We start from the raw sequence: 8913 nt of genomic DNA on the forward strand, positions 1-8913 counted from the left end.
TCTATTCTGTTCTTAAAGCTTCAACTGGATCTTTCTTTGATGCCATTTTAGCTGGTATAAATCCTCCAAGTATGGTTAATGTTACACTTATTATTACTAATAATATTGCATGAATTGGATTTAAAACAGCAACGTTTTCTAAATCAGTTACCTTATATAGTATATGATTTGTTGGGAAAGTTAAAAGCCAAGCTATAAGTATTCCAAGAAAACCTGATAAACTTCCAATTATAAATGTTTCAGCATTAAATACTCTTGTTATATCCTTCTTTCTAGCTCCTAATGCCCTTAACACTCCTATTTCCTTTGTTCTTTCTAACACAGAAATATAAGTTATTATTGAAACCATTATTAATGATACTACTAATGATATTGCTGCAAATGCTATAAGAACCATTGTTATTGCATCCATAATCCCACTTGATAAGCTTACAAAGGTACTTGCCATATCATTATATATTATCATATCCTCCTTATCTTTTCCATCATTCCAAGAATCTAAATATGATATTACTTCATCTTTTGTTGTAAAATCTTTTGGATATAAAGTTATCATATAAGGAACCTCTGTTGCCCCTAGACTTGCTAATAAGCTTTCTTTTGCATTAGATGTGCCATTATCTTCTGCAAAACTTTGTCCTGTAAATACATTATAATCTGCCTCTTGCTGTGCTTTAACTACTTCTGAATCTTTTGATTTTTCTATGAAATATTTGCTTAAATCATCTGAATATGAAATACCATTAGATAATAATGAAATATCCACGCCGTCTTTAAGTCTTATAATACCTGCTATTTTTAGTGGAATAGCCCTTTCATTATTATAAAGTTCACTCATATCTGAGGGATTAACTGATAATGTAAAAAAGTTTCCAACTTTCTTATAGTAATCATCATTTAAAACTGCTTTAATTTCATGTCCTACAATATTGTTAAAATTAATCTCTTCTAAATTACTACTTATTCCTAATGCCTCTAAAACCTTTGTGTCGATTTTATTATATTCATCAACTACTAAAACTAAATCATTCATTGTTTCTGGATAATTTCCATATAATAAATCATAATTCTTTTCTAAATAGCCTATTTTATTTCCATCTGTACTTATTGGATAAGAAGATAAATTTAAATCTTTAGTATTTATTGTTGTTGCAGTATCATCTACCATTTTTAAAATATTCATGTTAACTAAACGTGTATATCCTAGACCTGATAATAAACTTTTATCTATATCTTCTATATATTTTACATAATCTTCAGTTAAATTATTTTTATGTGTTCGTCTATTTTCTTCTGCGTTGTAAGGATAAATAACTTCTGAATCTGGGTATTTTCCTTCCTCTTTATCTAAACCAAGCATTTTATTTCTTTGTGATTTCATATCATTTACATCTATTTCTGTTGCTGTTTGATTAATCATTATTGGAAAACCTGACAATGTATCTGTTTCAAACATATCTATTTGCTTATCAAATCCATTTGAAAGAGAGAGAATTAAAGCTATTCCTATAATCCCAATACTTGATGCAAATGCTGTTAAGAAAGTTCTCCATTTTTTAGTTCTAATATTCATCCCAGATAACTTTAATGCTGTAAGGAAACTCATACTTGTCTTTCTAAGACTATATGAAGTATTGCTTTTTTCATCTTCTAATGAATTAGTATCTGAAATTACATTTCCATCTCGAAACTCAACTATTCTATCTGCATATTCTTTTGCAAGTTCTGGATTATGAGTTACCATAATAACAAGCTTATCTTTTGCAATATCTTTTATCAAATCCATTATTTGAATACTAGTCTTAGTATCTAATGCACCAGTAGGTTCATCTGCCAATATTATATCTGGATCATTAGCAAGAGCTCTTGCAATAGCAACTCTTTGCATTTGTCCTCCGGAAAGTTGATTAGGCCTTTTATGAACATGTTCTTTAAGTCCAACACGTTCTAAGACTTCCATAGCTTTTTCATGTTTTTCAGATGATGAAACCCCACTTAATGTCATCCCCATCTCTACATTATCTAAAATGCTTAAATGACTTATTAAGTTATAGCTTTGAAATACAAAGCCTATACTATTATTACGATATGCATCCCAATCGGAATCCTTAAATTCTCTAGTAGATTTTCCATTAATAATTAAATCTCCGCTATCATAATTATCTAATCCACCAATAACATTTAGACAAGTGGTTTTTCCTGAACCACTTGGACCTAATATTGCAACAAATTCATTTTGCCTAAAACTTAGACTTACACCATTTAATGCTACTTGCTTAAATTCGCCTGTTACATATGACTTTTTTATATTTTTTAACGATAACATACTTTTCCTCCTACAATAAATTTTGCTACGATATGTTTATAATATTTTATTTATATGAACTTAATATGAACTTAAAAATTAAATTTATTTAATTTTTATTAAGTTAGTCATTTATTCCCTTATATAAAATCCTAAGAAATAACCTTAATGTTTTCTGTCCTAAATTGTTATTATACTTAACATTATAACCAAATTTATAAAAAAATTAAGAATTAATAGTTGAAAATTTGAAAAGCGAAAAACTTTTAAAAAAAGAAGTAATTCAGCTACTCTGAATTACTTCTTAGATTATCTATTGTCTATTCTAAATTATCAATTAGTGCTCTCCACTGTCAATTATCTATTGTAGCTTCCTTCCCAAACAATCTCTCTGTACTTATCTGGATCTGTATCTCCTTCAGTACTAAATAATAATACCCTTGAGTTTTCATCTAAGCTAATAGATTCCTTTAAATCTTTATATTCTGGATTTGTCATTAATTCATATACTAATCCTAATGTAACAGCTCCTGATTCTCCAGATATAACCTTATTATCGCCATTTAAAGGATTTCCAAGAACCCTCATTCCATTTGCTGCAACATAATTTGGAGCTGAAACAAAAACTTTTGAGTGATTTTTTAACACTTCAAACCCTGTTATATTAACCTCTCCACATGCAAGTCCAGCCATTATTGTTGGCATATCCCCACCAACAGCTCTTGGCTTTCCATCGTTTGCAATTGCTGATTCATAGTAGCATGCTGCTTCTTTTGCTTCTACTACAACCGTTGTTGGACAATCTTCACCAAATACCGATGCAAAAAATCCTTGAATTCCTCCTGCAAGGGAGCCTACTCCTGCTTGTAAAAATATATGAGTTGGTCTTTCTACATTATAATCATTTCTTAATTGTTCTAATGCTTCAAGTCCCATGGTTCCATAGCCTTGCATTATCCATGCTGGTATTTCTTCATAACCTTCCCAAGCTGTATCTTGGACTACCACTCCGTTATGTTCTTCTGCATATTTTGCTGCAAGTCTTACAGCATCATCATAATTCATATCAGTAATTGAAGCTTCTGCTCCTTCTTTTCTTATATTTTCTAATCTTATTAGTGAAGATCCCTTTGGCATATATACTACTGATTTTTGTTTCAATCTATTAGCAGTCCATGCAACTCCTCTTCCGTGATTTCCATCAGTTGCAGTTACAAATGTTATTTCTCCCAATTCACTTTTAACCTCTTCTGATGTTAGTTTTTCATATGGTAACTCAGCAATATCCTTATTCAATCTTTGTGCTAAATATTTTCCCATTGAATAAGAACCACCTAAAACTTTAAATGCATTTAATCCAAATCTATAAGATTCATCTTTTAAATATATTCCTTTTAAACCTAATCTCTTACTTAAATTTTCTAAATTAACTAATGGTGTCACACTATATTCTGGGAAACTTCTATGAAAGTTTCTTGCTTTATTTATTTCATCTATATTTAAAAAGTCTAAGTCACCATCTTTTTTATTCTTTGGCATGGTATTTTCTTTCCATTGAATTTTTTCAGACATTACTTCTCCCCCTTGAGCTTATTTTATTCTTGTTCCTGTCTTACCTAAAATTCCATCTTTAGCTTTTTCAAGTAAAGTAATAAGTGCATATCTTCCTTCTTTAGAAGATGCAAATTCTATTCCTGCCTCTACTTTAGGTTTCATTGATCCAGGGGCAAAATGTCCCTCTTCTACATACTTAGTCATTTCCTCAACTGTAACATCATCAAGCCATTTTTCATTCTCTTTTCCATAATTTATAGCTGCTTTTTCTACAGCTGTTAATATAATTAGAAAATCAGCATCTAATTCTTTAGCTAATGTAGCACTAGCAAAATCTTTATCTATAACTGCGCTAGCGCCTTTTAGATGGTTTCCTTCTTTCACTACTGGAATTCCACCACCGCCGCATGCTATAACAACTTGTCCAGAATCTACTAAACTTCTAATTGTATCAATTTCTATAATACTTTTTGGTCTTGGTGATGCAACAACCCTTCTATATCCTCTTCCTGAATCTTCAACTACATTTTCACCCTTTGCAATTAAAGACTCTGCTTCATCTTTAGTCATGAAACTTCCAATTGGCTTAGTTGGATTACTAAAAGCTTTATCATCTTTATCTACTTCAACCTGAGTAACAATTGTTGCTACTGATTTATCTATATTCCTGTTTAACAATTCTTCTCTAAGAGCATTTTGCAAGTCATATCCTACATATCCTTGACTCATAGCCACACATACAGACATTGGAATTGATGAGTATTTATAATTTGATTTCGTTAATGCATCCATAGCAAGATTTATCATTCCTACTTGAGGTCCATTTCCATGAGATATTACCACATCATGTCCTTCTTCAATTAAATCCACAATAGCTCTTGCTGTTGATTTAACAGCACCCATTTGTTCTTCTAAATTATTTCCTAATGCATTCCCACCTAATGCTATTACTATTTTCTTTTTCATAATTTCTCTCCCTATTAATTTGGATTTATTTTTATATTGCATGGGCCCTTATTCAATAAACTGAATAAAAGCCCATTAGTGTGTTTATTCTAAATATAACATCTAAATTATATTATTTAACTTGTCTTTCCTTAGTTTCAGCTTCTAGTTTAGCTAAAACTTCTTGTGGATTTTTTACTTTGCTTAAGAATATCATAGCTGCTATAGCATATGGCTTATAGCTAGCTTCTTTATATAATGGCTTTCTGTATCTATCAAATACTGAAGCATCCACTTCTCCAACTTCACAGCTAACACCTGTAATATCTGCTGGTAAGCAGTGTAGGTATAAAGCCTTTCCATCCTTAGTTGTCTTCATTAACTCTTCAGTACATTGCCAATCTTTATGTTCAGCATTATGTGCCAATAATTCTTTTTCTAAAGCTTTTATTCCATCAAAATCTCCATTACCATATAATTCAGTTCTCTTTTCCATAGCAACAAACGGAGCCCAGCTCTTTGGATACACTATGTCCGCATCTTTAAATGCTTCTTCCATTGAGTTAGTTTTAGTAAATGATCCACCTGAAAGTTCAGCATTCTTTTTAGCTACTTCTTCAACTTCTGGCATTACTTCATATCCTTCTGGATGAGCTAAAACAACATCCATTCCGAATCTTGTTAATAATCCAATTATTCCTTGAGGAACTGATAATGGTTTACCATATGATGGAGAATATGCCCAAGACATAGCAACTTTCTTACCTTTTAAGTTTTCTACACCACCAAACTCGTTTATTAAATGAAGTGCATCTGCCATAGCTTGAGTAGGATGGTCTATATCACATTGTAAATTAACAAGAGTAGGAATTTGTTCTAATGTTCCTTCTTCATGCCCTTCTCTTACAGCCTTTGATACTTCTCTCATGTAAGTATTTCCTTTTCCGATATACATATCATCTCTAATACCTATAACATCTGCCATAAATGAAACCATGTTAGCAGTTTCTCTAACTGTTTCTCCATGAGCTACTTGAGATTTTCCTTCATCCAAGTCTTGTACTTCTAAACCTAAAAGGTTACAAGCTGATGCAAAGCTAAATCTTGTTCTTGTAGAGTTATCTCTAAATAAGGATATTCCAAGACCACTATCAAATATCTTTGATGAAATATTGTTTTCTCTTAAAGTTCTCAATGCCTCTGCAACTGTGAATACAGCTTGTAATTCATCATCACTCTTTTCCCAAGTTAACATAAAATCGTCATTATGCATCTTTGAAAAATCTAATTCGTTAAGTTTATTAATATATTTGTCCATTAAAGCCATCTTAATATTCCTACCCTTCATTATCTTAATTTTATTTTAATTTTTAAATTTAACTTAATATTATATTTTTATTTATCTTTATTAGCACAATAAATTGTTGGTAATGCAGCATAAACAGCAGCACATTTTACTAAATCTTCTTTCCAAGTTTTTTCATTTGGAGCATGTGCTTGTGCTTCTGCACCAGGTCCAAACCCTATTACAGGAATTCCATTACGTCCCATTATTGAAACACCATTTGTTGAGAATGTCCATTTATCAGTAAGAGGGCGTGCTTTTCTCATTTCATTAGTTACAGCATCACCACTTCTTGTTGTTCCATAAAGACCCTTATATGCTTCTTCCATTGCCTTTGTTACAACATGATCCTCTGGAATTACCCAAGTTGGGAAATAACATTCAATTGGATACACTAATCCTGTATAACTTGGTCTATCATAGTTATACATACTTACAGTTGCATTATACTTTTTAACAGCTGGAAGTTCGCGAATTTCTTCTAAGCAGCTCTCCCAAGTTTCACCTGCAGTCATACGACGATCTAATGAAATTGAACATGAATCGGCAACTGCACAACGGCTTGGTGAAGTAAAGAAAATTTCAGAAGTTGTAACAGTACCTCTACCTAAAAAGTTAGCTTCTCTATATTCTGGATTATATTTTTCATCTAACATTTTTACTAAACCTTTAATTTCTTTATCATCAGCTGCATCATTTTCGTTAAGATCACGAACATTAGTCAATATTTCAGCCATTTTATAAATTGCGTTATCTCCTCTTTCTGGAGCAGAACCATGACATGAAACTCCTTGAACATCAACACGTATTTCCATACGTCCTCTTTGTCCTCTATATATACCACCATCTGTTGGCTCTGTAGACACTACAAATTCAGGTCTAACTTTATCTTCCTTAATTATATATTCCCAGCAAAGTCCATCACAGTCTTCTTCTTGAACTGATCCAACAACTAATGCTGTATATTTTTTATTTAACAGTCCTAAATCTTTCATTATTTTTGCACCATAAACAGATGAAACAATTCCGCCTAATTGGTCAGAAGTACCACGTCCACCTATTTCAGTTTCTGTTTCATATCCTTCATATGGATCAAAATTCCAATTAGTTCTATTTCCTATACCAACTGTGTCAATATGAGCATCAAAACCTATTAATGTTTCCCCTGTACCCATATATCCTAATACATTACCTTGTGGGTCTATTTCCACTTTGTCAAAACCTACTGCTCTCATTTCTTCAGCTATACGTTCAACAACACCTTTTTCTTCACAACTTTCTCCAGGAATAGCAACTAAATCTCTTAAGAATTTAGTCATTTGAGCTTCATATCCCTCTGCTTGTAGTTTGATATTTTTAAAATCCATATTCTTTTCCCCCTTATCTTTACAAATGTATTTAATTTTAAATATTTTTATTCTAAATCTCATTTATATATCAAGCAAAATCCATGCCAAATCTTAGCGGTGTTTTTTAAATTTTATATGTGATTTTGTTTGATTTTATTCGCTATTCACCATATTTATTCATATTTTTTTGTATAAAAAATAAAGGGTTATCATTTTGATAACCCTTTATCACTTTGGTTAATTCTACAGTTTTCTTGACTTTTAGAGGCTTTAAATAGTTTTTTATCAAATTGATAAGCATTGTTTTATCTAGAAAATATAATTTCACATTTATATAGAAAAGTATAAATTAAATTTGATACTTTTATTAATTTTCTACATATTCTTAGCTATAAATTCTAACATTTTAATTCCCACACCTACAAGTTCATCTATATCTATTTGAGAGAAATCATGACTAGTTCCTTCTAATGTTATCAACTCTGACTTATTTCCATTCGACTTTAATTTATTATATAATAATTCTGCATTTTCGTATGGAACTATTTTATCTTGTTTGCTATGAACTATAAGCGTTGTTGGTTCTTCTTTATCCACGTAATTTATTGGACTATATTTATTTAATATTTCATCTTTATTTTCTCCCACAGAATTTATAATCTGCTCTAAATCCCATTGAACATTGTTAATATCTAAAGTAGATAAATCTGTTGGTCCAAAAAAATCTATTATATATTTTATATCACAGGGATAATCTTTTAATTCTGGTGAGTCAATAAATTCATTATTATCACTATATGCTGCCATTAAAGCTAAATGTGCTCCTGAAGAAGCTCCTATAACTCCTATTCTGTCTGTGTTAAAATCGAACTTATCTTTATTTTTATAAATCCATCTTATCGTATCCTTAACATCACTTATTTGCTTACTGAAATTTTCTTCGTTCCTCATAAGCTCATAACTAGTGCTTATTATAGTAAACCCTTCTTCTCTAAAGGAATCTAATAATGGAGATATAGCCTGTGGTATTTCTTTTCCACCATAAACCCAGCTTCCTCCATGAACATAAAGAATTACAGGTGATCCTCCTTTTACATCTTTCTTTGGTGAATATATATCTAAATTTAAAGGAACTCCATTAGTATTTTTATATTCAACATTATTATAATCTATATAATCTATTGCTTTTAAAGAAGTATCTTGTGTTAAACTCTCTCCATCCTCAACAAATTCACTATATTTTTTTAATTATATTAGTATATAAAGATATCCTATCTCTTATAGAATATATAAATATGCCTGCTAATAAAACTATTGCTATTAATATCATTCCTAAAATTTTGAAAAATTTTCTCATCTTATCTCCTTTCTTCATTATATAACTTCGTATAGCATACATTATACGAAGTTATACG

The 8913-nt window shown here is 30.7% G+C and carries 5 protein-coding genes and 1 pseudogene; all 6 read right to left on the reverse strand.

Going from position 1 to position 8913, the window contains the following annotated elements; genetic code table 11:
- Nucleotide 1 precedes the first annotated feature (1 nt).
- A complete protein-coding gene (locus tag A500_RS09190; protein ID WP_016207304.1) occupies nucleotides 2-2326 on the reverse strand; it encodes an ABC transporter ATP-binding protein/permease in 2325 nt (774 codons plus the stop codon).
- 336 nt (nucleotides 2327-2662) lie between these two features.
- Nucleotides 2663-3877: a diaminopropionate ammonia-lyase gene (gene dpaL / locus A500_RS09195; protein ID WP_016207305.1), complete on the reverse strand. Its 1215-nt coding sequence runs from the start codon at nucleotides 3875-3877 to the stop codon at nucleotides 2663-2665.
- 18 nt (nucleotides 3878-3895) lie between these two features.
- Nucleotides 3896-4825, reverse strand: a complete 930-nt coding sequence (gene arcC, locus A500_RS09200; protein ID WP_016207306.1) for a carbamate kinase — start codon at nucleotides 4823-4825, stop codon at nucleotides 3896-3898.
- A 112-nt stretch (nucleotides 4826-4937) separates the two neighbouring features.
- Complete coding sequence (gene ygeW / locus A500_RS09205; RefSeq protein WP_016207307.1) at nucleotides 4938-6131, reverse strand: knotted carbamoyltransferase YgeW; 1194 nt, start codon at nucleotides 6129-6131, stop codon at nucleotides 4938-4940.
- Between the two features lie 68 nt (nucleotides 6132-6199).
- Nucleotides 6200-7516, reverse strand: a complete 1317-nt coding sequence (locus A500_RS09210) for a YgeY family selenium metabolism-linked hydrolase (protein ID WP_016207308.1) — start codon at nucleotides 7514-7516, stop codon at nucleotides 6200-6202.
- A gap of 357 nt (nucleotides 7517-7873) precedes the next feature.
- A pseudogene (locus tag A500_RS09215) lies at nucleotides 7874-8855 on the reverse strand (alpha/beta hydrolase fold domain-containing protein).
- Between the last annotated feature and the right edge of the window lie 58 nt (nucleotides 8856-8913).

This window comes from Clostridium sartagoforme AAU1, from assembly GCF_000401215.1.
GTDB lineage: Bacteria > Bacillota > Clostridia > Clostridiales > Clostridiaceae > Clostridium > Clostridium sartagoforme.